A 26,454-nucleotide genomic window follows, 5' to 3' on the forward strand; every position below is an offset into this window, starting at 1 on the left:
TCGGGCGGCCCTGAGATGAGCCGGTTGGAGACGTAATAGCGATAGCGGCGCGTAGCCCTCGTGGGCTGTCTGGACCTGTCCCGGTTTTGTTCCGGTCAGGTGCTCATGTCAGGCAGCCCTTTGTTCGAAGGCCACGGGTGATTTCCAGTCCAGTGCCGAGTGTTTGCGGCGCGGGTTGTGAGAGGCCGTTGATGTATTCCAAGAGGGCGATTTCGACCTCGCGCCGGGTGGGCCAGTCGCGGCGCCAGACCAGTTCAGCCTTCAGCGATTTGAAGAAGCTCCCGAGGGCCGAGTTGTCATAACCATTGCCCTTGCCGCTCATTGATGGCTTCATCTCGCGCCTGCGCAGGATCTTCTGGCAATCATGGGCACAGTGTTTGCGACCCGCGGTCCGTGTGGTGGACGCATCCTGGCGGGGGCCTGCGCAGGGCAATGGCCATGTTCAGCGCCCGCAGGGCCAGATCCTGCTTCAGCCGTCGCCAAGGCGACCTGATCGCCCTGCCGACCCCGCGTCGCGAGAAAAGGTCAAGGATGGCCGCCAGATAGACCCAACCCTCACGCGTCCAGACATGAGGCGGATGTCGCCGGCCCATTTCTGGTTCGGCCCCCTCGCGGTGAAGTCCTGGCTCGCAGCAGGTGCGGCGCGATGTTGAAGGCCTGATCGCTGTCGGTGGTGCGCTTGAACGCCGCTCGCTGCGAACGACCCGGATGCCGTTCTGGCGCAGTGAGGAGGGTCAGAAAACAGTCCGGGGGACTGTTTTCCGACGAACGCGCCCGACACGACACTGGCCAACACCGAGACCCAGCTCGTTCAGTTCCTCGGTCATGCGAGGCCGACCGTAGCGGCCCAGATTTGACCGGTGCTGATCGCGGATATGTGCCAGGAGCACCATGTCGGGCCCTCGGCGATATGGCGGCGGCCGGCGCTTCCACGCCCGAAGCCCGCGATCTCTCCCCCCCATCAGCTGGCACAGGCGCCTGCGCGTCAGCTGCCGCGATAGTCAGCCATGAACTCAATCGTCGGGAAACAGTCCCCCGGACTGTTTCCTGATCCGGCTCAAATCCCGCAGGATGCGGTTCCCTTTGCGCAGACGCTCATTCTCGCGCGAGCCGGACCGGCGTCCTGTTCAGGAGCCCCGGCCTCCTCGGCGACAGCCCGAACCCATTTGCCCAAGGGCGAAAGCCCGATCCTCAGATCAGACGCAACCTGACCCCGGGTCCCGGGTCAGAGCGCTGGTCAGCGCGATGCGCACCGCATCCCGCTTGAACTCCTCGCTGCGTGTCGCTGCCATATCCAGTCTCCTTCCTGGTGAGCATCGCTCTCAGAAGACCGGAACAGAACCGGGAAAGGTCCAGATTGGGCCCGAGACTGAGGGGGAACTATTTCAAACTCAGAAAAAGCGACCACTGGAAAGCGAAGACATTCGGCTGGATCTCGATCGGATTTCAGAAATCCAGCAATACGTCCGAACTCGAATGGTATCATGGAAAACGCGCCAAGGTTCTGGTCGGATATGTGGGTTCAAATGAGGGACCGTTCTACTTTAGTAAGAATTTTCCAAACGTCGGAGGCGAGGCCGAGAACATGGACGAAGATGGTGTGGGCGTAAGATACCACTCCGACGGTCTGCGCTGGCGGCCTGCAGATGCTCCGGAGTGGTTCTTCACGGTTCCCCTGAACTCACTGGAGAACGACAGCGCCATTCAACGACTGATCGTTCATCCCCTGAAACAGATGATCGGAGGAGCGACAAGCGAGGAAGCGCTTGGGCCGGTCCGAGACGAAATCTGCCTGCCGCCGGATCATCAGCATTGTCAGGTCTCATCAGCCATCAAGGACTCGTTTGGCCGCGTCGATCCGAGTGCGCCAAGCGGCGCGCAGTGCCTCCGGGGCGATGGTTCGCACCTTGTCGCTCCAGCGGAACAGGTGATTGCACATTTTGTCGATACCGCCACCGGTAAAGCGGACAGTAATGCCGCATCTGATTCTTCTGTCATTGTCTGGGCCGGATGGAATTACATGTTCTGCACCTCGCCGGCGACTTCGGGGATTGACCTTCCCTCTGGGCCTCTCTCGATCATGACGAGAGTCCCTGGGTTTGGTATTGGTCGGTTTCGAGCTGGGCAAGCGCGCCGGGCGTGGAGTTCACGGATTGCTCAAGTGCCCGGCGCGCGTCTGCCGGGGCCATTCCGCCCAGCGAGGAATGCGGCCTGACGTTGTTGTGGTCGTAGCGCCACAGGACCAGCTTGCAGCGGGCATCGGCCAGGCTGCCGAAGATCTCCTCATTGAGGCAGTCGTCGCGCAGGCTGCCGTTGAAGCTTCCGATGAAGCCATTCTGCTGGGGCTTGCCCGGATCGATGTAATGCCAGGCGACGCCGTTGTCCTTGGCCCATCTGAGAATGGCCTTGCTGGTGAACTCGGTTCCATTGTCGCTGACGATGGTCTCGGGCTTGCCGTAGAGCCGCAGCAGCGCGTCCCGCTCCCGCGCGACGCGGGCGCCGGAGAGGCTGGTGTCGGCGACCAGGGCGAGGTTCTCACGGCAGCAATCGTCGTTCACGGCCGGGACGCGGAACCGGCGCGATGCTCCGAAGGTGTCCGACACGAAAGCCCATCGACCAGCGCTGGTTGGGGCGCAAGGCCTCCGGCACTGGCGATCGGCTCCCACGGGCGCGCTTGCGGCCACGCCTGCGCCGGACCGACAGGCATTCCGCGCGATACAGGCGGCAGAGCTTCTTGTGGTTCATGGTCATGCCCTTGCGCTCGAGCAGGATGCCGATCCGGCGATAGCCGAACCTGCGGCGCTTCTCGGCGATCTTGGCCATCGCCTTGCGGATTTCCGGGTTGTCGGGCGGCCGCTCGCGCCGCACCGTCTTCGGATCGACACCAACCAGGGCGCAGGCCCGGCGCTGCGAAAGGTCGTGATCCCGCATCCCCCGGAGCGCCGCATCCCGCCGCGCCATTGGCGTCGTCATCTCTTTCCCAGCAGATCCTTCAGCACGACGTTGTCGAGCATGGCATCCGCGAGAAGACGCTTCCGCTTGGCATTCTCGTCCCCGAGATGCTTCAGGCGCTTTGCGTCGGACACATCCATCCCGCCATATCGTGCCTTCAGCTTGCGAGACATGTCGCCGGACTGAGCCCGTGCCTGCGGCACACCTCCGCCGTCGCCGTCCCGTCAACGCAGTGCGTTGACCCTGTTCCTTGATCATCCCGATGATCTGCGCCTCGGTGAAGCGGCTTTTCCTCATCGCCTCTGCTCCTTCAGCGGGGGCAGACTCTACATCACAGCGAGAAAGCTTCCGGGGGGAAGGTCAGCAGGCAAACCGCCACTCGACGCCATAGGATCCTGGCGCGAGACACCGAAGGATCGTGCGAGCCAAGCCTGAAGGTCAAAGCCTTCTGGCGGGACATAGGAATTCGCGACTCCAGGATTGTTCTGGGTGACATCATGCCGCCGCGTCTGATTTTGTCGGCCATGAACGGGGACAAGCTCACGCTCGATGACCTGCTGCCGGTTTCGTGGGCACGGTAATAGGATCGTGATCAAGGGACTGGAGATCACAAATGACGAGACGGGAGTTCAGCCGCGAATTCAAGGCCGAGCACTCGGAGCGGCACGCGAACAATCGCGTCGAAAATTTATATCTGCCATTCAGGCGACGAGAACTAGCCATGCTCCGCTTCCGCCGCATGCGCAGCCTCCAGATGTTCGTCGCCGTCCAGGCCTCCGTCTCGAACCATTTCAACCAGGACCGCAGCCTCTCCAAGCGCCAGCACCACAAGACCAACCGAGGCGCCGCTCTCGCCGAGTGGCATCAGTTGGGCATCGCCTAAAGGCTGGTCCCGCTGCAAACATTAAGACGAGTTCGCATTCGTCTGACAACACAGTATTGAGACGAGATTTCACCTTCGCTAACAATGCGTAGTCGGGCCGTCAAGGCATCTGCGGCGGCAGATAAGTGAATGTCGGCATCAACACGGCAGCCAGCGTCAGCATGATCGGGACGTGAACGAAAAACTGCACCGATGTATATCCGATGAGATCCCGCGATTTCAGGCCAAGGATGCCAAGGAGCGGAAGCATCCAGAATGGGTTGATGAAGTTCGGCAGTGTCTCGGAGATGTTGTAGACCATGACCGTCCAGCCAAGATGAGCGCCTATCTCGTTGGCCGCAGTCATGACATAAGGCGCTTCGATGATCCACTTGCCGCCGGCCGAGGGAATGAAAAAGCCCATCAGGGCCGAATATATCCCGACGACATAGGAAAATCCGATCTCACTTGACGAGATGCCGACGAACCAGTGCGAGATCCTGTCGGAAAGGGAATCTCCTTGTGCGTTCGTAACCTTGGTCAGGATCTGTGCGATCCCCGCATAGAAGGGGAACTGCAGCAGGACACCCGCGGCGCTGGGCATGGCACGGGAAAACGTATCGATCAAGTTCCGAGGACGCCAGTGCAGCAGGATCCCTAGCATGAGGAAGACGAAGTTGTAGGTGTTCAGGCCGGAGATCGTGATCAGCGGGTTGCCCGATGAAAAGGTTTTGAAGGCCCATCCACTTGCAAGGGCGACAACAAGGATTGTCAGGATCGGGCTGTGCTCGAGAAAGTCACCAGGGCGAGTCGGACGCTTGGTTTCAACACGCTCCATTTCCAGGGACACGCCGAGGTCCTCCGCGGTCTTTTCCTTCCCCGCTCCCGGCGTCGAGTAATAGCAGACCAGCGACGAGACGATGGTGATGATCACGACAACCAGAATGTTCTGCCATGTCAGGATGGTCTGATCGAATCCGATCACACCTGTTATCGGCATCAACGACTCGGGAATACTGGAGGAGTTGGCCTGCAACTGTGCCGCTGAGGAAGAGATCCCCAGCGTAAAGCCGCAACCAAGGCAAAGATACGCGGCCGCGCCGGCTGCACGATAGTCGAGGCGCATGTCCGGGCGGCGGGCAATCTGCTTGACCAGGAGACCACAGAAGATCAGTGCGATGCCCCAGTTGATCAGTGAAAGCCCGATGCTGAGGACGCCGATGAAGACGACGGCTCCACGTCCGGTCCGCGGCAGCGTCGCCATCTTGCGCATGAGCGCCTCCACAGGCGGCGACATGGCAACGACGTAGCCACCTATGGCCACAAGTGTTGATTTCCACCCGGAACTGACCCGGGTAGGGGCGTAATTTCCACTGAGAACTGACCCATGTGAACCTTCCCCAAAGCGGAGCGCGGCGGGGGTAATGGAGTGATCCACATGGGACTTTTGAACATCATCCGACGCATGGCGTTGCGGGAGAAGCTGCCGATCCGGGAGATCGCACGGCGGACCGGCCTGTCGCGCAACACCATCAGGAAGTATCTGAGCGCTGGGACCATCGAGCCGAGGTTCGCGACGCCTGATCGGCCGAGCAAGCTCGATCCGTTTTCCGAGAAGCTGGCGGCGTGGCTGAAGACGGAAGCCGGCAAGTCACGCAAGCAGCGCCGGACGCTGAAGCAACTCCATGCCGACCTCGTGGCGCTCGGCTTCACCGGCTCCTACGGCCGGGTCGCGGCCTTGTCGCGGCCTTCGCCCGGCAATGGCGGATGGACCGGCAGCGCGAGCAGCAGACGACGGGCCGCGGCACCTTCGTCCCCTTGGTCTTTCGTCCGGGCGAGGCGTTCCAGTTCGATTGGAGCGAGGACTACGCGGTTCTGGGCGGGGAGCGCACGAAGCTTCAGGTCGCCCACATCAAGCTGGCACACAGCCGGGCCTTCCTGGTTCGGGCCTATCTGCTGCAAACCCACGAGATGCTGTTCGATGCCCATTGGCACGGGTTCCGCGTCTTTGGCGGCGTGCCGGGTCGCGGCATCTACGATAACATGAAGACAGCGGTTGACCGCGTTGGCCGCGGCAAGGAACGGCAGGTCAACATCCGCTTCCTCGCCATGACCAACCACTATGTCTTCGAGCCGGAGTTCTGCAATCCTGCCGCGGGATGGGAGAAGGGACAGGTCGAGAAGAACGTTCAGGATGCCCGGCCTCGTTTGTGGCAGCCGATGCCGAACTTTCCTGACCTGGCGGCGCTGAACGCCTGGCTGGAACGGCGCTGCCTGGAGTTGTGGCGCGAGATCCCGCACGGGGTTCTGCCCGGAACCGTCGCCGACGCCTGGGCCGAAGAACAGGCCGCGCTGATGCCGCTGCCGCCTGCCTTCGACGGCTTCGTCGAGCGGAGCAAGCGTGTCTCACCCACCTGCCTGATCAGCTTCGAGCGCAACCGCTACAGCGTGCCGGCGTCCTTTGCCAACCGTCCTGTCAGCCTCAGGGTCTACCCGGATCGGCTGGTGGTTGCCGCCGAGGGACAGATCCTGTGCGAACATGGGCGGGTGATCCAGCGGTCCCATCACCTGCCGCCTCGCACGATCTATGACTGGCGGCATTATCTGGCCGTCATCCAGCGCAAGCCGGGTGCCCTCAGGAACGGTGCGCCCTTCGCGGAACTGCCCGCGGCCTTCCGACAGTTGCAGGACCAGATGCTGCGACGACCCGGTGGCGATCGCGAGATGGTCGATATCCTGGCGCTGGTCCTGCAGCATGATGAACAGGCTGTGCTGGTTGCTGTGGAAATGGCCCTGGCCGAAGGCGTCGCGACCAAGACCCATGTGTTGAATCTCCTGCACAGGCTGATCGATGGCAAGACGACCGGCGGCCCGAACATCGACACACCGGAGGCGCTGATCCTGCGCCATGAGCCGAAGGCCAATGTCGAACGCTATGACGACCTGCGGGCGCAGATCGGAGACCGCCATGCGTCATGATCCCGCCAGCGGCGCCATCGTCATCATGCTCCGCAGCCTGAAGATGCACGGCATGGCCCAGGCCGTCACCGACCTGATCGAACAGGGGGCGCCGGCATTCGAGACAGCCGTGCCGATCCTGTCCCAGCTGCTGAAGGCCGAACTGGCGGAACGCGAAGTGCGCTCCATTGCCTATCACATGAAGGCCGCGCGCTTCCCGGCCTACAAGGATCTCTCGGGCTTCGACTTCGCTGCCAGCGAGATCAACGAGGTCACGGTGCGCCAGCTCCACCGCTGCGAGTTCATCGACGGCGCGCAGAATGTCGTGCTGATCGGGGGCCGGGCACCGGCAAGACCCATGTCGCAACCGCCCTGGGCATCCAGGCCATCGAACACCACCGCCGGAAGGTCCGCTTCTTCTCCACCATCGAACTCGTCAATGCCCTCGAGCAGGAGAAAACCAAGGGCAAGGCGGGCCAGATCGCGGAGGGATTGACCCGGCTCGATCTCGTGATCCTGGACGAACTGGGCTACTTGCCGTTCAGCGCTTCAGGCGGTGCGCTGCTCTTCCACCTTCTGAGCAAGCTCTATGAGCGCACCAGCGTTGTCATCACCACCAACCTGAGCTTCAGCGAATGGGCCACCGTCTTCGGCGATGCCAAAATGACCACCGCGCTGCTCGATCGCCTCACCCACCGCTGCCACATCCTGGAGACCGGAAACGACAGCTTCCGCTTCAAGGCAAGCTCAGCCGCAGCAGCCAGGAAAACCAAGGAGGCCGGCCATGCCTTGACCCAAGCCTAACCCACGAAACATAACCTGAGGGTGGGTCAGTTCTCGATGGAAAACCCGGGTCAGTTCCGAGTGGAAATCAACACACAAACTTCATTCGCATCGTAATACGTTGAAGTTGTCTGGATTTTGGCTCCGGCGGTAGGGATCGAACCTACGACCAATTGATTAACAGTCAACTGCTCTACCGCTGAGCTACGCCGGAACACGGGAGGGCATCTAGCACCCGCGTTCGGGGGCGTCCAGAGGCTTCGGGAAGAATTTTATCCGTTCGCCATCAGGCGATGCGCCAGACCGCACCTGCGGCAGGCGGGCCTTCGCAGAGGACCGCGCCCAGGTCCCACAAGGCCAGCAGATGGGCCAGCACGTTGCGCTCGGCGGCGGGCACCAGGGCGGGGGGGATGTCGTAGATGCGGGCGGCAAGGTCACGCGCGGTCTGCGGGCCAAGGCTCAGCGCGGCCATGATCTGGGCGCTGCGGGCGCGGCGGTGGGCGGCAAGCTCTGCAAGCCGCTGTGGGGGATTGGCCACCGGATCGCCGTGGGCAGGGTAGAGGATACGCGGGGCGAGCCGCCCCAGCAGATCCAGCGAGCGCAGGAAATCCACCAGGTCGCCTTCGGGGGGCGAGATCAGCGTCGTACTCCATCCCATCACCAGGTCGCCGCAGAAGATCGCGTCGTCCAGGCGGAAGCTCAGGTGGCTGCCGATGTGGCCGGGGGTGTGCAGGGCCTCGATGGTCCAGTCCGAGGATTGCAGGACCTCGCCATGGCGCAGGGTGATGTCGGGCTGGAAGGCCGTGTCGATGCCTTCGCCGCCTGCGACCAGCCCGGTCGCGGCCAAGCGTTCCATGGTCGGAGAGCGGCCGGCGATGGCAGGGCCGAAGGCAAAGACGGGCGCTCCGGTCGCCTGTGCCAGCCGCGCGACCCCGGCCGAGTGATCCAGATGCGCGTGGGTCAGCAGGATATGCGAGATCCGCCCTTCGGCCGTGTCGAGGATCGCCCGGATATGCGCCGGATCGTCGGGGCCGGGGTCGATGACGGCCACCTCCTCCTCGCCGATCAGGAAGCTGTTGGTCCCCGGTCCGGTCATGGCCGACGGGTTGGGGGCACGCAGCACCCGCACTTTCGCTGTCTCGCTCATCCCCCTAGGCTGGACCGGCGCCGGGCCGGACGCAAGCGAGGCAAGCATGGTTTCCAGTTGGCTCAAGCATCTTCTGCCGCGCGGCCTTTACGGACGAGCGGCGCTGATCCTGTTCCTGCCGGTGGTGGTCATCACGCTGGTTGTCACGGTCATGTTCCTGCAACGCCATTTCGAGGATGTGACGCAGCAGATGGTGGAAACCGCCGCGGCCGAGGTCGCGCTGGTCACCGACCGGGTGCTGTCTGCCCCCGACGGCCCACAGGCGCTGATCGCCGGGCAGGAGATCGCGGTGCCACTGGGCCTGACGCTGGAACTGCCCCCGCCTGGGGGCATCGAGGAGCGGCGCCGGTTCTACGACTTTTCGGGCCGGGTGGTGATCGCCGAGATGCACCGGCGCCTGCCTGCGGTCGAGGCTGTGGACCTGTGGGACCTGCGGCGGGTCAGGGTGCTGGTCGGCGGCCCCCGCCCCTTCCTGCTGGAACTGCCGCGGCGGCGGCTGACGCCTTCCAACCCGCACCAGTTGCTGGTGCTGATGGTGGCGACGTCGCTGCTGATGACGGCCATCGCCTCGGTCTTCCTGCGCAACCAGTTGCGGCCGATCCGGCGGCTGGCCGATGCGGCCGACGCCTACGGGCGGGGGCAGGTCAAGCCCTATCGCCCCGCTGGTGCGTCAGAGGTCCGCAGCGCCGGCCGCGCCTTTGTCGAGATGCGGGCACGGATCGAGCGGCAGAACGAGCAGCGCAGGATGATGCTGTCGGGGATCAGCCATGACTTGCGCACGCCGCTGACGCGCCTGCGGCTGGGGTTGTCGATGCTCGGCCCCGACCTGCCCCCGGAACGCGACGAGATCGCCGACATGGAACGCGACGTGGCCGAGATGGGGACGATGATCGACGCCTTCCTGGACCACGCGCGGACCGAGGCGCAGGACGGCGGACCCGAGACGGTGGCGATGCGCGATTTCCTGGACGGGATCGTGGGCGACGCGCAGCGCGGCGGCCAGCCGGTCAGGCTGACCCGCTTTGCTTCGGACAGCGCCGACGCCACCGCCGTCATCCGTCCGCAGGCACTGCGCCGCGCGGTCGGGAACCTGGTCGGCAACGCCGTGCGCTACGGCTCTCGGGCCGAGGTCGAGGCCGTCCTGACCTCGCGCAGCCTGCGCATCGCGGTCGAGGATGACGGCCCCGGCATCCCCCCCGAGCGGCGCGAGGAAGCGGTCCGGCCCTTCGTGCGGCTGGATGCGGCCCGCAACCAGGACCGGGGACAGGGGGCGGGGCTGGGGCTTGCCATCGCCGCCGACATCGCCCGCGCCCACGGGGGCGAATTGCGCCTGAGCGAGGCCCGGCTGGGCGGGCTCAGGGCCGAGATCGTGATTCCCCGCTGAGTCTCGTCCTTGTCGATAAAATGCCCCGAAAGTCGGAACGCAGCGTCCCCGGATGGGCCATTGCAGCAGAAGCCTGCGGTTCCTAGATATGTCCCAAGCAGGCCCGGCGCGCTGCCTGTTCTATGGGGGCCGCCGGTCCGGGCACGAAAGGATACTTCATGAACGACACGACCCAGGCCACCTATCCGGTGCTTCCGCTGCGCGACATCGTGGTCTTCCCCCACATGATCGTGCCGCTGTTCGTGGGCCGCGAAAAATCGGTCCGCGCGCTGGAAGCCGTGATGGAAGCGGACCGTCCGATCCTTCTGGCTGCCCAGAAGGACGCCTCGGTGGACGAGCCGGAAACCGACGGCATCTTCACGACCGGCGTGCTGGCGAATGTGCTGCAACTGCTGAAGCTGCCCGATGGCACCGTGAAGGTGCTGGTCGAGGGGCAGAAGCGTGTGCGGATCACCGGATTCGTTGCCAACGAGGACTATTTCCAGGCCTCTGCCGAACCGTTGGCCGAGACCGAGGGCGACGCCGAAAGCGTCATCGCCCTGATCCGCACCGTTGCGGAAGAGTTCGAGCGTTACGTCAAGGTCCGCAAGAACATCCCCGAGGAAGCCGTCACCTCGGTTGCCGAGGCACGCGACGCCCACCGGCTGGCCGACCTCGTGTCGGGGCATCTCGGGATCGACGTGGCCCGCAAGCAGGAACTGCTGGAAACGCTGGACGTCGCCGAGCGGCTTGAGAAGGTCTATGGCCTGATGCAGGGCGAGATGTCGGTCCTGCAGGTCGAGAAGAAGATCAAGTCGCGCGTCAAGACCCAGATGGAGAAGACGCAGCGCGAATATTACCTCAACGAGCAGATGAAGGCGATCCAGCGCGAGCTGGGCGATGGCGACGAAGGCCAGAACGAACTCGCCGAGCTGGAAGAGAAGATCGAGAAGACCAAGTTCAGCAAGGAGGCGCGCGAAAAGGCGCAGGCCGAGCTGAAGAAGCTGAAGTCGATGTCGCCGATGTCGGCCGAGGCCACGGTCAGCCGCAACTATCTCGACTGGCTGCTGTCGCTGCCCTGGGGCGTCAAGTCGCGCACCAAGCGTGACCTTGCGGCCGCCGAACGGGTGCTGGACGCCGACCACTACGGCCTTGAAAAAGTCAAGGAACGGATCGTCGAGTATCTTGCCGTGCAGAACCGCTCGGACAAGCTGAAGGGCCCGATCCTCTGCCTCGTCGGCCCGCCCGGCGTCGGCAAGACCTCGCTCGGCCGTTCGGTGGCGAAGGCCACGGGGCGCGAGTTCATCCGCATCTCGCTTGGCGGCGTGCGCGACGAATCCGAGATCCGGGGCCACCGGCGGACCTATATCGGCTCGATGCCCGGCAAGATCATCCAGGCGCTGAAGAAGGCCAAGACCACGAACCCGCTGATCCTGCTCGACGAGATCGACAAGATGGGTCAGGACTTCCGTGGCGACCCGGCCTCGGCGATGCTGGAGGTGCTGGACCCAGAACAGAACGCGACTTTCGTGGACCACTATCTCGAGGTGGAATACGACCTGTCCAACGTGATGTTCCTGACCACGGCCAACAGCTACAACATGCCAGGGCCGCTCTTGGACCGGATGGAGATCATCCCGCTGGCCGGCTACACCGAGGACGAAAAGCGCGAGATCGCCCGCGGGCACCTGCTGCCCAAGCAGATCAAGGCGAACGGTCTGAGGAAGGGCGAGTTCTCGGTTTCCGACGAGGCGCTGACCCATGTGATCCGCTACTACACGCGGGAAGCCGGGGTGCGGTCGCTGGAGCGTGAAATCGCCAAGCTGGCCCGCAAGGCCGTGACCGAGATCCTCAAGGGCAAGGTCACGTCGGTCGAGGTCACACCCGAGAAGGCCGAGGAATACTTGGGCGTCCGCCGCCACCGCTACGGCTTGGCCGAGAAGGAGGATCAGGTCGGCGTGGTGACGGGTCTGGCCTATACCCAGGCGGGCGGCGATCTGCTGCAGATCGAGGCGCTGAAGCTGCCCGGCAAGGGCGTGATGAAGACGACCGGGAAACTGGGCGACGTGATGAAGGAATCGATCGACGCGGCCGCAAGCTTCGTCCGGTCGGTTGCGCCCGAACTGGGCATCAGCCCGCCCGAGTTCTCCAAGCGCGACATCCACGTCCACGTCCCGGAAGGCGCGACGCCCAAGGACGGGCCTTCGGCGGGTCTGGCCATGGTGACCTCGGTGGTGTCGGTGATGACCGGCATCCCGGTCCGCAAGGATATCGCCATGACCGGCGAGGTCACGCTGCGCGGCAACGCGCTGCCCATCGGCGGGCTGAAGGAAAAGCTTCTCGCGGCGCTTCGGGGCGGCATCAAGACGGTGCTGATCCCCGAGGAGAACGAGAAGGACTTGGCCGACATCCCGGCGAACGTGAAGGAGGGGCTGACGCTCATCCCCGTCTCGAATGTCCGCGAGGTGCTGCGCCACGCCTTGGTGCGGATGCCCGAGCCGGTGGAATGGGACGAGGCGGCTTACGAGGCCGCCGAGGTCAAGCGCCTTGCTGCCCTGCGCGCCGACCTTCCCCTGAGCGGCCCGACGGCACACTGACCCACTGCGAAAGCGGTGATGAAAATGCAGACACGCGCCCCGATCGGGCGCGTGTTTCCGTTTGCACGCTGCAGGAAAAGTTTATTCCATGCGGCTTCGGCTACTGCCGATCCGTTGTGGAACCCGTATCGCTCAACTATCTGTTCCGACCCTGATGGTTTGCCGCCGTGCAGCAGGTTCCGGGCTTATCCGCATTCGAGAATGCCGGAAGGACAGGTTCTGTCATGATCGCCGCAAGGTGACTTGCAAGAAAGCTCTCGTTCCGATCCCGCGCCGCAAGCTGGTGCTGTCCCCACCAGAGTCCTGCACAAGCGCGACAGCCCGGCCCATGTGGCGGTCGAGGTTCCCCCTCCCGCCCGGACCTGCGGCGTCATCAAGACGTGGCCGAACCGTGCCCCGAGGCTTGACCGACGGGGGCAAGGCCATGGCCCTGCCCTCTTTCCGCAATGCACGGTCGAATTGCGGGAAAACGGCATACGCATCGAGGTTCCGGCGCGGCGTCGGGCACCGGCCGCGACCCCCGCAGAAAGGGCTTGCCGTCGCTAGTCGAGGACGCTATCTAGCGCGGCACCGGGCGATTAGCTCAGCGGTAGAGCGCTTCGTTCACATCGAAGATGTCAGCGGTTCAAATCCGTTATCGCCCACCATCATTCAGGACCGTCCGCGCCAGCGCAGGCGGTCCTTTTCCTTGACCGATCTGCCTTGATCATGCCCCATTAGCGCCAACCGCGGCCTGCAGGGCATCCCTGTTCGGCGTCAGACCGGATTGCTGCAGGTCCGCCTTGCCATCCATCCCCCTGCATTCATCAAGTGCAGGCCCTTTACACCCTCATGCCAACGGTTCATTGAACCGGCAGCGGGGCGGTAGCTCAGCGGTAGAGCGACGGCTTTACACGCCGTTGGCCGGGGGTTCGATCCCCTCCCGCCCCACCAATTTTCCATTCTCCTGGACCCGGTCGAACTTCAGCCTGCCAGCGGCTTTCCGAAGATGACCGAGCCTGCACGCGGAAGATTTCCGGCGGCTTCACGTAGCCAGAACCGCAACATTGTCGCCTGTTGATCGCCCTGTGCCGAAACCTTCGCAAGCCGTTCCATAATCTGACAGAACCCCGACCAGCCTGTCATGCGCCCCACTGTCGCCATCAGGCCGACTGATGCTCAAGACGGGATTTTCAGAGCCATCCCGATCCAACCCCTCGGCCCCGGAAAAGTGGAGCAACAGTCAGACCGGACCGCACCCTGCAACCACACCGAAGGCAAGCTCCGCCCTTCCACGGGCAAGGCGGCGATGCTGCTGCGGCTGGCACAGCACATCGCCGTCGGATCAGGCGGCGTCCCGCAGCCCCAGGATCGAGCGGGCCTGCTGCCAGGTCGCGACGGGGCGGCCGTGGCGCTCGCACAGACCGACCACCCGCCGGACCAGCGCCGCGTTGGACGGCGCAAGCCGGTCGCGATCCAGCCGGACGTTGTCCTCCATCCCCGTGCGGGTATGGCCGCCTTTCGCCACCGCCCATTCGTTGATCCGCAGCTGATCCGCCCCGATCCCCGCGGCGCACCATTGCGCGTCAGGCGCCAGGCGCTTCAGCGTCTCGATGTAGAAATCGAAGATCGGCTCGTCGGCGGGCATGGCGTTCTTCACCCCCATGACGAACTGGACGTAAAGCGGTCCCTTGAGCCGACCGTCCTGCGCCATCCGGGCCGCCTGCACGATATGGCTGAGGTCGAAAGCCTCGATCTCGGGCTTGATGTCATAGCGCAGCATCTCGGACGCGAGCCAGTCCACAAGGTCCGGCGGGTTCTCGTAGACGCGGGTGGGAAAGTTGTTCGAGCCGACCGACAGTGACGCCATGTCGGGCCGCAGCGGCAGCATGCCGCCGCGGGTCTGTCCGGCACCCGACCGCCCGCCGGTCGAAAGCTGGACGATCAGGCCGGGGCAGTGCTTTTCCAGCCCTTCCTTCAGCCGGGCGAACCGCTCGGGGTCCGAGGTCGGCTTTCCGTCATCGTCGCGGACATGGCAGTGGGCAATGGTGGCGCCCGCCTCGAAGGCCTCCTGCGTGGATTCGATCTGTTCGGCGATGGTGATCGGCACCGCCGGGTTGTTCTCCTTGGTCGGCAGACTGCCGGTAATCGCCACGCAGATGATGCAGGGATTGTCGGTGGCTGTGGTCGTCTGGGTCATGGTTTCCGTTTCCCTTGTCCGATGCGTCGTCATGCTCGCTTCACCCGGGCCGCCAGCGCGGAAAGGCCGACGGCGGCGATTCCCACGACAACGCCCCAGAAGGCCGAACCGATGCCCATCACCGACACGCCCGAGGTGGTCACCATGAAGGCGAGAAGCCCCGCCTGCCAGTCGGCCGGGCTGCCCTCGGGGAACAGCGTTCGGCAAGGCTTTTCATGATGGCTCCCAGCAGGGCAAGGCCCGCCAGCAGCGCGATCACCGCCACCGGCAGATGCTTCAGCAACTGCGCGATGGTTCCGGCAAGCAGCCTGTCCAGCAGGAAGAACGCCCCGCAGGCGCCCACCGCGGCATAGCGGTGCCCATGTCCGGGTGGGCGTCGTGGTGATCCCCCCAACAGCCCCGAGGGCAGCGAGGCCAGCGCCCAGAGCGCGACCACCGGGCGCGCGGCGACATCATAGCCGTTGGCCCGCAGGATCGCCGTGCCGGGCAGGAACTGGCCCATCAGGGTGGTCAGGATAAGAGGCGGCGCAAGTCCCGCCAGCGCCGGGGCCGAGAATCTGGGCCAAGTCAGCGCGGGCCGGGCCAGCGTGGCGCGGACATCGCCCATGGGCACGCCCTTGATCAGCCAGGCCAGCAGCAGGCCGACCGCCAGCATGACGACCACGGCATAGCGCGGCAGCAGCACGAAAAGACCAGGCAGGTGACGACCAGCACCGCAAAGATCAGCGGCGCGGTCCCGATCGCGCCCATCGCCGACGGGGCGAAGCCGAAAAGGATGCCGGCCATCATGCCCTTGGCGGCGGGTTTCGGGATCGCCGCCACGATCCGGTCGAAAAGTCCCGTGATCCGGAAGCGCAGGCTCATGTGTCGGAACATTGGATCAGCCCTTTGCCAGGAACAGGCCCGCCGGTCGCAGGATCAGCACCGCGGTCAGAAGCCCGTAGAGGAGGATCGAGGCGAGTTGCGGGAACAGCACCGCGCCGAAGGTCTGCACGACCCCGTAGATAAGCGACCCCGCGATCGCGCCTTTCAGGCTGCCGAGCCTTCCGATAACGATCACGATCAGCGTCGGGATCAGGATTTTCAGCCCCATGTCGGGCGTCACCGACAGCAGCGGCGCCGCGCCCGCCAGCCCGGCCAGCGCGCAGCTGTCGCAGCTGTCGCAGAAGCACATCCGTCCCACGTCGATGCCCATGCAGGCGGCCATTGAATCGTTGTTCACACCCGCGCGGATCATCTCGATGATCTGGGCGCGGCCCAAGACCAGCGCCAGCGCCCCCATATCGCCAGCCACAGCGTGATTACGAACACGCGGCAGGTCGGGTATTCGACGCCAAGGATCGTAAGCCGCCCGTCCAGCACGGCCGGGATCGCGGCGGACAAGGCATACGAGCCCTAGCTGATGCGCGTCAGATCCAGCACGACGAAGATCAGGCCGAAGGTCACCAGCACCTGCGCCCTCAGCCCCACCCGTCGCATTTTGCGGATGAAGACCAGATACAGCACCTCGCCCGGCGCCGTGACCGCCAGCGGCGCGACCACCAGCCCGCCCCAGAAGCCGATCGCGGCCTTGCGGTCGCCGCCGCATAGGCGCCCAGCGCGCAAAGCCAGCCATGCGCCAGATTGACGAGGTGCATCAGCCGGAAGATCACCGTCAGGCCAACCGACATCAGAAACATCAGCATGGGAAGCTGAAGCGCGATCAGCCTCCTCAGCACCTGGAGGCCGAGATCGGCCTGCATGGCGTATCCTCCCCAAGTGGAAAGGCCCTGCCTTGAAGCGTTTGCTTCAGGCAGGCCACCGGATCAGTTCATCAGCGCCATCTGGCAGCCGTTGGCCGGGTCGGCCGCGGCGGGCAGTTCCGCCAGCACCTTTTGGGTCTGCGCACGCCTTCGCACGCGACCATCTTACAGACATAGATCGGCTGGACGATGTTGTTGGTGGCAGGGTCGATCGCGGTCGCGCCGCGGGGTCCGTCGAAGCTCGTCTTCTGCAGCGCAGCGCCCAGAGATTCGCGGTCGGTCGCACCGGATTTCACGGCCTCGGTCAGCGCACTGGTGGCGTCATAGCAGTGGACCGCGTATTCCGAGGGCGGGTGCCCGGCCTTGGCCTTGAAGGCCTCGGCGAACTGCCTGTTGACCTCGTTCCCAAGGGTGGAGACATAATGCAGCGCCGTCACCACGCCCTCGGCCGCAGGCCCCTGTGCGTCCACGTAGAGCAGCGAAGTCAGGAAGCCCGCGCCATGCAGCGGCAGCGCCTCCTTCATCCCGAAGCTGTCATATTGCTCGACGAAGGAAATTGCCTTGCCGCCCGCATTGAAGGCATGGACCGCCTGCGCGCCGCTGGATTTCGCTTTGGCGAGATAGGGCCGAAGTTCTGGCTCTTCTGGAAGGGCGTGAACCCCTACCCCACGATCTCGCCGCCCGCCGCCGTTAAGGCGTTGCCAAGCGCCGCGATCATCTGCTGGCCCGCGGCATTGTGGGAGGCGACGGTGAAGACCTTGGTGATGCCCTGATCGACAAAGTATTGCCCCCACCTCGTCGCGGTGGGGCGAGCGGTGCACGACCAGCACCTCGGCCCTTTCGGCGGCGGCGCGTTCTGCCACCCGTGCGCCGATGCCCTGCGCGGCGCCGGTCACGACCATCACCTTGCCGGCAAAACGCCTGCTCATTCGGCAGCCTCGGTGAGGGCCTCGATCGGATTGAACTTCTCGTAATGGAAGCTGACGGGGGTCAAGCCCGCGCCATTCAGGTGCTGGCGCACGGCTTTCACCATCGGTGGCGGGCCGCAGAGATACACGTCCAAGTCGCCGCCGTTCAGGTCGCTCTCTGACAAGTTGGTGGGTAACGAAGCCTTTGCGGCCGTGGGCGTCATCGGCCGCGGCGAGGATGGTGACGACGTTCACATTGCCAATCCGGTTCGCCAGGTCCATGACCCTGCCTGACGTGAGGCGGGCCGTCCCTCTGCAAGCGTCTTTCCTGCAATGTGGCGCGTGAACCACTTGCTTCAACATTGCGTTGCGGCTGCACAAGCTCTCAGCCGCGCGGTGCCGATGTGATCCTGCCCCTTCCAACACCCGGCGCCGAGCCGTCGCCCCAGCCTCAGCAGACCGATGTCCTGCGCCTTGCCGCGGGACTGGTGATCGCGGCCATCCTGATCGCGGCCCTTTACTTCGGGCAGGTGGTTCTGATCCCGCTGGCCGTCGCCTTTCTCATCAGCTTCGTGCTGGGACCGCTGGTGCAGTGGCTGGTTCGCCACGGGCTGTCGCGCATCCTTGCGGTCGCGCTGGCCATGGGGCTGGTGCTGTCGGTGCTGGGCGCGCTGGGCACCGTGGTCGCGGTGCAGGTGCGCTCGCTCAGCGCCGAACTGCCGACCTATCAGTCCACCATCCGCGCCAAGATCAAGGACCTGGGCGCGCAGATGGAAGGGCCGGGCTTCCTGGAAGGCGCGCTGCAGACCGTGGACACCGTCCAGCAGGAAGTGGCCGAGGTCGTCGGAGACGGCGAAGAGAACGACATTGCGCCCCAGCGGGTCCGCGTCATCGCCGAGCCGGTCTCGCCCTTCGCGACCGCGATGCTGTGGCTGTCGCCGCTGCTTGCGCCGGTCGCCACGGCGGGCATCGTGCTGGTCTTCGTGGTGCTGATCCTGCTCGACCAAGGCGACCTGCGCGACCGGCTGCTGCGGATGCTGGGCGGCAACATCTACCGCTCTACCGACGCGCTGGAGGAAGCCAGCAAGCGCATCTCGAAATACCTGCTGATGCAGCTTGTGGTGAACGTCACCTATGCGATCCCGATGGCGCTGGGACTTTGGGCAATCGGCGTGCCGGGCTGGATCCTGTGGGGGACGCTGGCCGCCGTGATGCGCTTCATCCCCTATGTCGGGCCGATCCTGTCGGCGGTGTTTCCGCTCAGCCTCGCCTTTGCGGTCGATCCGGGCTGGAACATGGTGCTGATGACGGCCGGGCTGATCCTCGTGCTGGAACTGGTGTCGAACAACATCATCGAGCCGCTGCTTTACGGCACCAGCACGGGGCTGTCGGTCCTGTCGCTGATCGCCGCCGCGACTTTCTGGACCGCGATCTGGGGACCGATCGGGCTGGTCCTGTCCACGCCGCTGACCGTCTGCCTGCTGGTCGTGGGCCGCTATATCCCGCAGTTGTCCATCCTGGAAACGCTGCTCGGGTCCAGTCCCGCGCTCAGTCGCGAGACGCGCATCTACCAGCGCCTCATCGCCAACGACCCCGACGACGCCATCGACATCGCCGAGGACGTGATCGAGGAGGAATCCGTGACCGAGTTCTACAACGACGAGGGCATGGAGGTGCTGCGGCAGGCCAGCCTCGACTATATCAACAACGCCCGCGCCGAGCACCGCTTGCGGATCGCGAACGGCATGGACGAACTGCTGGAACATATCCGCGACGAACGTCCCGCCGACCTGCCGGAAGGCGCGGCCCCCCGCGTCGCCTGCATCGCCGGCAAGTGGGAGATCGACCGTCAGGCCTGCGAGATGCTGGCCCACAGCCTGCAGCTTGACGGGCTGCCAACGGTGGTGCGGGCCTCTGGCAGCGTCACCTCGCGCTATGTCGCGGGGCTTGATCTTGAAGGGGTGCAGGTCGTCCTGCTGAGCTTCTTCAGCCGCGAGCCGGACGCCGCCGCCCGGAACCTCACCCGCCGCATCCGCGCCCGCTGGCCAGAGGTCAAGGTCGTGCTCGGTCTCTGGGGTGTGCCGGCCGACGCCCTTGACAAGCAGCGGCGCGAGGCCCTGGGCGCCGATGCGGTGGTGGCCTCGATCAAGGAGGCCGTGGGGCGCATCGCCCTCTTGGCAAAGGACACGGCGGGTGCCGGGGTCGAGGTCGTGCAGGACCCGCAGGCGGCCACGCTGCGGAACGAGACCCTTCGGGGCGTGAAGCTCGAGGACCCCGATCTGCGCGAGGACCTGAACGACTACGCGCTCCGGGCGGCCGATGTGTTCGACATGAAGACCGCGGTGATCGTCGCCCTCGAAGGCGACCATGAACTGGTGATCGGCGCGAGCCGCGACCTGCCCGGCGCGCGGACGACCGACGGGCGGGACCTGATCCTGCTGCCCGCAGGCGCGCCCCTGTCGGCGCAGCTTCTGGCCGATGCCGGGCCGCTGATGGTGCCCGACATCGAGCGCGACCCCAACCTGTCGGAAAACCAGATCCTGCACCGCTGGTCCGCGCGGGCGCTGGCCGCCGCACCGGTGCGGCAGGCCGACGGCGTTGTGCTGGGCGCCTTGTGCCTGATCCACGACGAGGTGCGGGAACTGGACGACGAGGAACTGCGGCTGCTGGAAACGCTTGCGGCCGAGGTGGCCGAGCGGCTGACCGGCGAGGAAGCCGCGCCGATCAGCGAGCCGCAGAAGCCCGCCGTTTCCGCCACGATCGGCCAGAAGGTGCCGGAATGACGGCGCAGGCCTGACCATGGGGCCGGACTGCTGCGCCGCCCTGCGACAGAAGCCGCGCCCGCTGACCTGCCCTGTCCGCCATGTGCTGGACTTCGATCCGGTACCGGATGATGCAGCCACAAACCCCGCTTTCAAGCGATCCGTTGAAAAAGGCATCTCCCCATGCAGACCAGACCGCGTATCCTCATCATCGCCACCTCTGCCGCCACCATGACCGGCAGCGACAAGCCCACGGGCCTCTGGCTTGAGGAACTGACGACGCCCTTCTACGCCTTTCTCGATGCGGGCGCCGAGGTGACGCTTGCCTCTATCGCGGGCGGCAAGGTGCCGGTGGACCCGAGCAGCATGAAGCCCGCTGGCGAGAATGACGCCTCGGTCGAACGCGCCCTGGATGACCCCGGGTTCCAATCCCTCATCGCCGATACGCCGCGGTTCGATACGCTGGACACCTCTGGCTTCGACGCCATCGTCCTGCCGGGCGGCCACGGGACGATGTTCGACTATCCCGACAGCGAGGCGCTGGCGAAGCTGGTGGCCGACTTCGATGGGGCCGGCAAGGTCGTCGCCGCTGTCTGCCACGGTCCTGCCGGGCTGGTGGGCGCCCGCCGCGCGGATGGCACGCCCGTCGTCGCCGGCCGCCGCGTGGCCGCCTTTACCGACAGCGAAGAGCGGGCGGTGGGCCTTGAGGATGCCGTCCCGTTCCTGCTGACGACGCGGCTGAAGGAACTGGGCGCCAGGATCGAAGCCGGCCCGGATTTCGAGCCCTTCGCCATCCGCGACGGCAACCTGGTCACCGGCCAGAACCCCGCCTCGGCCGAGCCGGTCGCAAGGCTGGTCCTCGATGCGATCGACGGGGCGAAGCGGACCTGACGATCAGGTGGACCGATCCGGCCCGCGGCGCCGACAGAACAGGCTGCCGCTCGGCGATGTCCCTCCTGCCAAGGCATGGTCAGGACCATGCGCGCCATCTTGTCGGCGAGTGCTGCGGCGTCCAGCATCCTTGGCTGCGCCCACGCACGCGCCAGCCGCGAGCCGGCTCGTCCGTCATCAAGCCCGTCTTCCTGGCGGGTCCGCTTTCCGCAGCGCAATTCCCGGATTCCTGACGCGTTCAGTCATGGGGGACTCCTGACGGGTCTGTGGCGGCGCAACTATTCTGGGCGCCCTGAATTGTTCCCGCCCCCGACGAAGGCTGCAGTGCGCTTGCCGGTCCTCCTGGCGGGCGTGTCAGGGGTTCAGCCGTCCGGCGTGGTCAGCAGCTTCTCGACCCGACCGCGCAGATGGGCAGGCTGGCCGGGGATTTGCAGCCTTTCGCCCGGATGGGACACATCCTCGTCGCGGGCAAAGCCCGGCTCGCTGGTCGCGATCTCGAACGGGGCGCCGCCGGGGGAGTGCGGAAGCAGATCGCTGATGAGACCGCCTCCCCTTTGTGGATCCTTGCAGATCCATCTTGGCACAGCGATGCCGTCGGGGGGCGGTCACATCCTGTGTGGGTCGCCCCGGGTTTAGCGAGCTGTCGCCTCAGCCGGAATGATACGAACGAATGCGTCCATGTGTCAGGCCTTTTCTCGGGGCGCATGGCCCTTGGCCGGTATGGGATCCGCGGGTCAGGATCAAAACATCAGACCGAGCTCGAAGCTCTCCATGTGACACTGATTTTCCCAGCCCTGATCCGTTCGATCGATGTCATACAAGCTTCAGCTTCTGCCGCACTTTCGAGGTGGGGCTTCTGGTTCCTCATCAATGCGCCAGAAGCGGTCCCCCTCGAAACTCGTCATCCTTCGTGATCATGGCCCACAGCATGCGGGCCATCTTGTTCGCCGGTGCAATTGCCGCCAGCATTCTCGGCTTCCGGGCGAGGATACGGCCCAGCCAGGAGTTCTCCGCCCGTGGCCGAGCCTTGGCTCCGGAAATCACCGCCATCGCGCCGATGATCAGCAGGCGCCGGATGTCGCGCTGGCCGGACTTGCTCGTGCGCCCGAGCCTTTGCTTGCTGCCGCTGGAGTGCTGTCTGGACACAAGCCCCAACCAGGCCGGGAAGTCGCGCCCTCGACGGAAACTCTCCATCGGCGGGGCAAAGGCAGCCAGCGCCATCGAGATGACGGGGCCGACACCCGGCATCGTCTGCAGGCGCGCAGAGAACCGCGAGCGCCGACTGGCCGCCGCGATCTCTGCCTCAAGTTCCGCGATGCGCCGGGACAGGTCATCGATCTGGGCAAAGCAGATCTGCGCCATGTGATGAACGGCGACAGGGAGATCCGTGGCTTCCTCGTCCCGCTCCAAGGCCGACCGCAGCGGGTCGACATTCTCTCGCCCTTTGCCAGTGACGAGCCCGAACTCGGCGAGATGGCCGCGCAGGGCATTGATCGTCTGCGTCCGCTGCCCGACCAGCAGATCCCGCAATCTGAAGATCATGCCCAGTCCCTGCTGCTCCGGCGTCTTCACCTCGACAAAGCGCATCGTCGGCCGACTGGCGGCCTCCGTGATCGCCTCGGCGTCCGCCATGTCGTTCTTCCGATTCTTCACATACGGCTTGACGAACTTCGGCGCGATCAGGCGCACCTCGTGCCCCAGACCCATCAAGGTTCGTGCCCAGTGATGGGCCGTGGCGCATGCTTCCATCGCCACGCAGCACCCGGGCTGCACCCGCATGAAGGCGACAAACTGCTTGCGCGACAGCTTCTTGCGGAACACGACCTCGCCCTCGGCCGTGGCACCGTGCAGCTGAAAGACGTGCTTGGCCAGGTCGACGCCGATGATCGATGCTTCCTTCATAGCCATACCCCCCTGATCCGTCCGGACCACAGTGGCACAAGTGCCGTCAGAAGGGGCTACCCAACCCATCATCAAAGCCGCAGACGGCCAGCGTCAGCTTGACGTGGTAAGTTCGTCAGCCATGCTCAAGCACCAGAATTCGCGCCAGACGACTGATCAACCGAGTGGTCAATCACGCAGGTGGTTGAATTCACCTGTACTCCAGCCTCCATCCCGTCACCGGAAGCTCTGCAACAAATTCTGAATCTTTAAATTCTGAATCTTTCTCTCCAGACCAAACAAACAGCATGACTATAAAATTCTTTATAAAAAATCACGCTATACGCGCAAAGCTAAAATGTCACCGCTGAGCAAAGCAGGAATGTCACTCTCCCCCGGTTGAAGCATGATCCTCGGGGGACGAACATGGGATGGCTGGTGATGAGCGAACGCGAGCTGAACCGGATCGAGGTGCTGTCGGAGGTTGGGACTGGCCGGTTGCGGGTTGAAGACGCCGCCGGCCTGCTCGGCCTGACCCGGCGGCAGGTATTTCGGCTGCTGGCGCGGTTTCGGGCGGATGGCCCGGCCGGGCTGGCCCACCGTGCGCGCGGACGTGCGCCGAACAACGCCCTGTCTGCCCTTCATCGGGAGCAGGTGCTGGCACTCGTTCGGACGCAGTATGCCGATTTCGGTCCGACGCTTGCGGCCGAGAAGCTGGCCGAGCTGCATGACATCCATATCTCGCACGAGACCTTGCGCAAATGGATGATCGAAGACGGTTTATGGGTCTCGCGCAAGCAGCAGCGGGTGCTGCACCAGCCGCGGCTGCGGCGCGAGGCCCTGGGTGAGCTGGTCCAGATCGACGGCTCGGAGCATCGCTGGTTCGAGGATCGGGGCCCCGCCTGCACGTTGCTGGTGTTCATCGACGATGCGACCGGCCGGCTCATGCATCTCCGGTTTGTCGCCTCCGAGAGCACCTTCAGCTATTTCAATGCGCTGGAGGGCTACCTTCAGGAGCACGGCCGGCCCGTGGCCTTCTATTCGGACAAGCACAGCGTGTTTCGGGTGAACCGCACCGAGGCGCGCAGCGGCCATGGCATGACGCAATTCGGCCGGGCGCTGAACGAGCTGAACATCGAGATCCTCTGCGCCAATTCCTCGCAGGCCAAGGGCCGGGTCGAGCGCGCCAATCGCACCCTGCAGGACCGTCTGGTCAAGGAACTGCGGCTTGCCGGGATCGCGGACATGGCAGCCGGCAATACGTTCCTGCCCGGCTTCATCGCGGCCTTCAATACCCGCTTCGCCCGCATCCCGCGCCGGTCGGACGATCTGCACCGTCCCCTGAACGTCGAGCCGGAGCGGCTCCGCGACATCTTCTGCCTGCGCGACGAACGCCATGTCGGCCAGCAGCTGGCGCTGTCCTACGACAGGAAGCGCATCATCCTCGAACCGAACCACCTGACGCTCGGCCTGGTCGGCACATACGTCGACACCTACGAGTTCCCGGACGGCCGGCTGGAGATCCGGGCCAGGGGCGTGTCCCTGCCCTGCCGGATGTTCGACAAGGAGCAGCGCGTCACCCACGCCGCGATCACCGAGAACAAGCGCCTGACCGAGGTGCTGGCCTTCATCCAGACCCAGCAGGACCAGGACCCGCCCAGGGCGCGGCGCGTCGGCAAGCAGCGCACCCGCTATGAGCCGAGGCTGTGTGAAAACTCGTGCTCATGGTAGACTTTGACATGGCTGTGGGGGATCAGCATGTCGGGCTTCATCAAGGGTGTTGAGCGCGGACAGACGGTTCTCTTTCCGGATCGTCTCGAGGACTGGATCAGTGAGGATCATCTGGTTCGAGTTGTCGATCTCTTTGTCGATGAGCTGGATCTGCCAGGCCTTGGCTTTGCTCGATCGGCTCCGGCACGAACGGGACGGCCCGGTTACCATCCCGCGGTTCTGCTCAAGCTGTTCATCTATGGCTATCTGAACCGCATCCCGTCCAGCCGCAGGCTGGAGCGTGAAGCAGGTCGCAATGTTGAACTGATGTGGCTGACCGGCCGCCTGGTGCCGGACCACAAGACCATTGCCGACTTCCGGCGTGACAATGGCGCTGCCATCCGCAGGACCTGCGCGCAGTTCGTGGAGCTTTGTCGCCGGATCGGCACGCTCAAGGGCGATTGCGTCGCTATCGACGGAAGCAAGTTCAGAGCAGTGAACAACCGCGACCGCAACTTCACCAAGGGCAAGATCGCCAGCCGCATTGCCCATCTGGAGGCTGACGTCGAGCGGTATATCCAGGAGATGGTCAGGGTGGACCGTCAGGAGGAGGGCGAGGTCCGGACCGAGAAGGTGGCGCATCTTGCCCGGCGATATGGTCGCATTCGCCAACAGATCCAGTATCTGCAAGCCATGGATAGGGCTTTGGCCGAAGCCCCCGACGGGCAGATCTCGCTGACCGATCCCGACGCCCGCGCCATGGCCACCAGTGCCAAAAACAGTGGGATGGTCGGCTACAATGCCCAGATGGCCGTTGATACCGAGACCCATCTGATCGTGGCGCACGACGTAACCAATCAGGTCCATGATCGAGACCTTCTGGCGCCCCTGGCACAAGCCGCGAAGGATGCCCTGCAGCGAGACGATCTGCATGCGCTCGCGGACAAGGGCTACTTCAGCGGTCGTGAGATCCTCCTCTGTCATGAGAGGGGCATCACCACGACCGTGCCGCGCCCCGAGACCTCAGGCAATCGCGCCAAGGGCATGTATGTGAAGGCCGACTTCGCTTACGAGCCGGAGGCAGATGTTTACCGCTGCCCGGCAGGCGAGACGCTGAGTTATCGCTACACCACCGAGGAAGACGACCTTCAGTTGCGACGCTACTGGACCGGCGAATGCGGCAATTGCGCGATCAGGTCACGCTGCACTACCGGCAAGGAACGCCGGATCACACGATGGGAGCATGAGCATCTGATCGAAGAGGCGCAGATCAGGTTGCGCGGCCCGTCAGAGCCAATGACGCTTCGTCGATCCACCGTCGAGCATCCGTTCGGCACGATCAAGGCGTGGATGGGTGCGACCCATTTCCTGACCAGGCGACTGCCCAACGTGAAGACGGAAATGGCGCTGAACGTGCTGGCCTACAACATCAAGCGGATCGTCGCTTTGATCGGCATCCGAAGCTTCATGACCGCAATCCGGGCCTGAGAAGGCAGGGAAACTCCGTCTTTGCCCGCAGGTCACACTCTGAAGCGCTGCGCCAGATCCGAACAACCACCGGCCCCGATGCGGAGAGTTTCAACACAGGCTAAGCCCAAGGGCACCGTCGGACCTGGTCGCACACCTCTGCTGGTCAAGGCACGTCGAGCGCAGGTCGAAGCCAGAACGAACTGAACGCCAGACGGAGCACTGGATCCGACGGCCGCTCAAGGCAGCCGG

17 protein-coding genes, 3 tRNA genes and 7 pseudogenes are annotated in these 26,454 nt (G+C 64.7%); 12 read left to right on the top strand and 15 right to left on the bottom strand.

Annotation, left to right across the window (positions count from 1 at the left end):
- Window positions 1-108 precede the first annotated feature (108 nt).
- Together JGR78_RS07435 and JGR78_RS07440 are read right to left on the bottom strand one after the other, a co-directional pair.
- Window positions 109-1,292: pseudogene (locus tag JGR78_RS07435) on the bottom strand (IS3 family transposase).
- Between the two features lie 786 nt (window positions 1,293-2,078).
- Window positions 2,079-3,249 (bottom strand): annotated as a pseudogene (locus JGR78_RS07440) (IS3 family transposase).
- A 364-nt stretch (window positions 3,250-3,613) separates the two neighbouring features.
- Between JGR78_RS07440 and JGR78_RS07445 the strand changes: the two are divergent.
- Window positions 3,614-3,835, top strand: a pseudogene (locus tag JGR78_RS07445) (IS6 family transposase); the annotation flags it as partial.
- Between the two features lie 100 nt (window positions 3,836-3,935).
- Here JGR78_RS07445 and JGR78_RS07450 read toward each other — a convergent pair.
- Window positions 3,936-5,252: a TIGR00366 family protein gene (locus tag JGR78_RS07450; RefSeq protein ID WP_256435036.1), complete on the bottom strand. Its 1,317-nt coding sequence runs from the start codon at window positions 5,250-5,252 to the stop codon at window positions 3,936-3,938.
- On the opposite strand from JGR78_RS07450, the pseudogene istA reads away from it, so the two are divergent.
- Both istA and istB read left to right on the top strand, forming a co-directional pair.
- Window positions 5,253-6,793, top strand: a pseudogene (gene istA, locus JGR78_RS07455) (IS21 family transposase). It abuts the gene before it with no gap.
- Window positions 6,783-7,576, top strand: a pseudogene (gene istB / locus JGR78_RS07460) (IS21-like element helper ATPase IstB). Before istA ends, istB begins: the two co-directional pseudogenes overlap by 11 nt.
- A gap of 118 nt (window positions 7,577-7,694) precedes the next feature.
- On the opposite strand, the gene JGR78_RS07465 reads toward istB, so the two are convergent.
- Together JGR78_RS07465 and JGR78_RS07470 are read right to left on the bottom strand one after the other, a co-directional pair.
- A tRNA-Asn gene (locus JGR78_RS07465) sits at window positions 7,695-7,769 on the bottom strand.
- Between the two features lie 72 nt (window positions 7,770-7,841).
- On the bottom strand, window positions 7,842-8,702 hold the full coding sequence (locus JGR78_RS07470) for an MBL fold metallo-hydrolase (RefSeq protein ID WP_182805960.1): 861 nt from the start codon (window positions 8,700-8,702) through the stop codon (window positions 7,842-7,844).
- Between the two features lie 46 nt (window positions 8,703-8,748).
- Between JGR78_RS07470 and JGR78_RS07475 the strand changes: the two genes are divergently transcribed.
- The 4 genes from JGR78_RS07475 to JGR78_RS07490 all read left to right on the top strand — a co-directional run bounded on the left by JGR78_RS07475 (window position 8,749) and on the right by JGR78_RS07490 (window position 13,595).
- Entirely contained in the window at window positions 8,749-10,086 is a 1,338-nt protein-coding gene (locus tag JGR78_RS07475) for an ATP-binding protein (RefSeq protein ID WP_182793582.1), read from the top strand.
- Window positions 10,087-10,244: 158 nt separating this feature from the next.
- A complete protein-coding gene (gene lon / locus JGR78_RS07480) occupies window positions 10,245-12,662 on the top strand; it encodes an endopeptidase La (protein WP_182793581.1) in 2,418 nt (805 codons plus the stop codon).
- Between the two features lie 572 nt (window positions 12,663-13,234).
- Window positions 13,235-13,309 (top strand) — tRNA-Val (locus JGR78_RS07485).
- Window positions 13,310-13,520: 211 nt separating this feature from the next.
- Window positions 13,521-13,595: transfer RNA gene (locus JGR78_RS07490), tRNA-Val, on the top strand.
- A gap of 391 nt (window positions 13,596-13,986) precedes the next feature.
- Here the strand turns inward: JGR78_RS07490 and JGR78_RS07495 are convergent.
- The 6 genes from JGR78_RS07495 to JGR78_RS18115 all read right to left on the bottom strand — a co-directional run bounded on the left by JGR78_RS07495 (window position 13,987) and on the right by JGR78_RS18115 (window position 16,446).
- The gene (locus JGR78_RS07495) at window positions 13,987-14,841 is read right to left on the bottom strand and encodes a 3-keto-5-aminohexanoate cleavage protein (RefSeq protein WP_182805956.1); all 855 of its coding nucleotides are present in this window, start codon (window positions 14,839-14,841) and stop codon (window positions 13,987-13,989) included.
- 29 nt (window positions 14,842-14,870) lie between these two features.
- Window positions 14,871-14,987, bottom strand: coding sequence for a benzoate/H(+) symporter BenE family transporter (locus JGR78_RS18410; protein WP_182805954.1), 117 nt, complete (start codon window positions 14,985-14,987; stop codon window positions 14,871-14,873).
- A complete protein-coding gene (locus JGR78_RS07505; RefSeq protein WP_182805952.1) occupies window positions 14,981-15,526 on the bottom strand; it encodes a benzoate/H(+) symporter BenE family transporter in 546 nt (181 codons plus the stop codon). The genes JGR78_RS18410 and JGR78_RS07505 overlap by 7 nt, the downstream gene beginning before the upstream one ends.
- Window positions 15,463-15,705, bottom strand: coding sequence for a benzoate/H(+) symporter BenE family transporter (locus JGR78_RS18415; protein WP_182805949.1), 243 nt, complete (start codon window positions 15,703-15,705; stop codon window positions 15,463-15,465). The genes JGR78_RS07505 and JGR78_RS18415 overlap by 64 nt, the downstream gene beginning before the upstream one ends.
- Window positions 15,706-15,721: 16 nt before the next feature.
- Window positions 15,722-16,135 (bottom strand): hypothetical protein, encoded by a 414-nt coding sequence (locus JGR78_RS18110; protein WP_234450911.1) that lies wholly within the window; start codon window positions 16,133-16,135, stop codon window positions 15,722-15,724.
- A gap of 101 nt (window positions 16,136-16,236) precedes the next feature.
- On the bottom strand, window positions 16,237-16,446 hold the full coding sequence (locus JGR78_RS18115) for a hypothetical protein (protein ID WP_234450912.1): 210 nt from the start codon (window positions 16,444-16,446) through the stop codon (window positions 16,237-16,239).
- A gap of 8 nt (window positions 16,447-16,454) precedes the next feature.
- Between JGR78_RS18115 and JGR78_RS18120 the strand changes: the two genes are divergently transcribed.
- On the top strand, window positions 16,455-16,619 hold the full coding sequence (locus JGR78_RS18120; protein ID WP_234450913.1) for a hypothetical protein: 165 nt from the start codon (window positions 16,455-16,457) through the stop codon (window positions 16,617-16,619).
- Window positions 16,620-16,654: 35 nt separating this feature from the next.
- Here the strand turns inward: JGR78_RS18120 and JGR78_RS18420 are convergent.
- The 3 genes and pseudogenes from JGR78_RS18420 to JGR78_RS07530 all read right to left on the bottom strand — a co-directional run.
- Window positions 16,655-17,167: pseudogene (locus tag JGR78_RS18420) on the bottom strand (ABC transporter substrate-binding protein); the annotation flags it as partial.
- 77 nt (window positions 17,168-17,244) lie between these two features.
- Window positions 17,245-17,352: pseudogene (locus tag JGR78_RS18425) on the bottom strand (hypothetical protein); the annotation flags it as partial.
- A gap of 156 nt (window positions 17,353-17,508) precedes the next feature.
- Window positions 17,509-17,646 carry a hypothetical protein gene (locus JGR78_RS07530; protein WP_200559477.1) on the bottom strand — a complete coding sequence of 46 codons (138 nt, stop codon included), beginning with the start codon at window positions 17,644-17,646 and terminating at the stop codon, window positions 17,509-17,511.
- A 249-nt stretch (window positions 17,647-17,895) separates the two neighbouring features.
- On the opposite strand from JGR78_RS07530, the gene JGR78_RS07535 reads away from it, so the two are divergent.
- On the top strand, window positions 17,896-20,274 hold the full coding sequence (locus JGR78_RS07535; RefSeq protein WP_182793577.1) for an AI-2E family transporter: 2,379 nt from the start codon (window positions 17,896-17,898) through the stop codon (window positions 20,272-20,274).
- A gap of 162 nt (window positions 20,275-20,436) precedes the next feature.
- Window positions 20,437-21,144 carry a type 1 glutamine amidotransferase domain-containing protein gene (locus JGR78_RS07540; RefSeq protein WP_182793576.1) on the top strand — a complete coding sequence of 236 codons (708 nt, stop codon included), beginning with the start codon at window positions 20,437-20,439 and terminating at the stop codon, window positions 21,142-21,144.
- Between the two features lie 867 nt (window positions 21,145-22,011).
- Here the strand turns inward: JGR78_RS07540 and JGR78_RS07545 are convergent.
- Complete coding sequence (locus JGR78_RS07545) at window positions 22,012-23,046, bottom strand: IS110 family transposase (RefSeq protein WP_182793574.1); 1,035 nt, start codon at window positions 23,044-23,046, stop codon at window positions 22,012-22,014.
- A 405-nt stretch (window positions 23,047-23,451) separates the two neighbouring features.
- On the opposite strand from JGR78_RS07545, the gene JGR78_RS07550 reads away from it, so the two are divergent.
- Both JGR78_RS07550 and JGR78_RS07555 read left to right on the top strand, forming a co-directional pair.
- Window positions 23,452-24,756, top strand: a complete 1,305-nt coding sequence (locus tag JGR78_RS07550) for an ISNCY family transposase (protein WP_200559478.1) — start codon at window positions 23,452-23,454, stop codon at window positions 24,754-24,756.
- 27 nt (window positions 24,757-24,783) lie between these two features.
- The gene (locus JGR78_RS07555) at window positions 24,784-26,223 is read left to right on the top strand and encodes an IS1182 family transposase (protein WP_200559479.1); all 1,440 of its coding nucleotides are present in this window, start codon (window positions 24,784-24,786) and stop codon (window positions 26,221-26,223) included.
- Window positions 26,224-26,454 lie beyond the last annotated feature (231 nt).

It is taken from the genome of Paracoccus sp. MC1862 (assembly GCF_016617715.1).
Classification (GTDB): domain Bacteria; phylum Pseudomonadota; class Alphaproteobacteria; order Rhodobacterales; family Rhodobacteraceae; genus Paracoccus.

Bases quoted from the DNA above. Each gene is read 5' to 3' on its own strand.
- JGR78_RS07470 (WP_182805960.1), bottom strand. From the start codon at position 8,702: ATGAGCGAGACAGCGAAAGTGCGGGTGCTGCGTGCCCCCAACCCGTCG.
- JGR78_RS07475 (WP_182793582.1), top strand. From the start codon at position 8,749: ATGGTTTCCAGTTGGCTCAAGCATCTTCTGCCGCGCGGCCTTTACGGA.
- lon (WP_182793581.1), top strand. From the start codon at position 10,245: ATGAACGACACGACCCAGGCCACCTATCCGGTGCTTCCGCTGCGCGAC.
- JGR78_RS07495 (WP_182805956.1), bottom strand. From the start codon at position 14,841: ATGACCCAGACGACCACAGCCACCGACAATCCCTGCATCATCTGCGTG.
- JGR78_RS18410 (WP_182805954.1), bottom strand. From the start codon at position 14,987: ATGGTGACCACCTCGGGCGTGTCGGTGATGGGCATCGGTTCGGCCTTC.
- JGR78_RS18415 (WP_182805949.1), bottom strand. From the start codon at position 15,705: ATGAGCCTGCGCTTCCGGATCACGGGACTTTTCGACCGGATCGTGGCG.
- JGR78_RS18120 (WP_234450913.1), top strand. From the start codon at position 16,455: ATGCGCCAGATTGACGAGGTGCATCAGCCGGAAGATCACCGTCAGGCC.
- JGR78_RS07540 (WP_182793576.1), top strand. From the start codon at position 20,437: ATGCAGACCAGACCGCGTATCCTCATCATCGCCACCTCTGCCGCCACC.
- JGR78_RS07545 (WP_182793574.1), bottom strand. From the start codon at position 23,046: ATGAAGGAAGCATCGATCATCGGCGTCGACCTGGCCAAGCACGTCTTT.
- JGR78_RS07550 (WP_200559478.1), top strand. From the start codon at position 23,452: ATGGGATGGCTGGTGATGAGCGAACGCGAGCTGAACCGGATCGAGGTG.
- JGR78_RS07555 (WP_200559479.1), top strand. From the start codon at position 24,784: ATGTCGGGCTTCATCAAGGGTGTTGAGCGCGGACAGACGGTTCTCTTT.